Raw genomic sequence first — 870 nt, forward strand, 5'->3', positions numbered from 1 at the left:
CAAAGGCAGTTCAAGCTGGCTATGCTTCAGTTCTGACATATGACGACATCAAAGTTTCAAATAGCGGCAATACCCAAGATCTCGGGCCATCTGATAAGCTACTTCGCAGAGAAGCGATTGAGCGTTTTGCTGCGCATTTTCCTATGGCTAATCAGACGGCAGGATTGTTGAACGACCTAGCAAATGAATATTATCGCGAACTAGACTATATCAATGCAGTAGAAGTTTCTTCCCGAGTTGTACAGTCCAGATCGGCACCTGCTGCGATATTGTATTCTAGTTGGTTGGTTAACGCTCATAGTCATTTCGAGCTAGAAAACTATTCTCTTGCAGAAAAAGCCTATCAAAAACTTGTTACTTATAATAAGAAGTCTGATGTAGAGGTCTTAAGCGAGCGCTTAGCTGCGTCTGTTTACAAGCAAGCAGAGAAAGAAAGTGCGATTGGGAAAAGTGCCGAACTTTATTTGAGAGTCGTCGACCTAGTGCCGGATTCGAGTATTGCTCCTACGGCACTTTTTGATGCGTCGACACAGTTTCTACAAATACAAAATTGGCCGCAGTCCATCGCCACCTTAAACGTTTTCCAAGAGCGTTTTCCTGATAGTGAGTTGTATGAGGATGCCTCAGATAAGCTCGTCTATGCTTACTTGGAGAATGAAGAGCCAATTCCTGCTGCAGAAAAACTAGTCGAGATATCGAATTCTACTGCGGACTTGGCTAAAGCGTCGAACTCACTTTATCGTGCTGCAGAAATTTACTTAGAAAATGACTTTGCCTATGAAGCTGTTGGGCTTTTGGACGGTTTTGTTAAGCGCTATCCCGATCAGTTCGAGTTAAATATTGAGGCATATTTCCAAAGTATTCGCTATT

1 protein-coding gene is annotated in these 870 nt (G+C 42.9%); it reads left to right on the forward strand.

Annotation, left to right across the window (positions count from 1 at the left end; translation table 11 throughout):
• Positions 1 to 870 (forward strand): tol-pal system YbgF family protein (locus A3735_RS20205; protein WP_156499789.1); only part of this gene is annotated, 870 nt, incomplete at both ends.

This window comes from Oleiphilus sp. HI0061, from assembly GCF_001635675.1.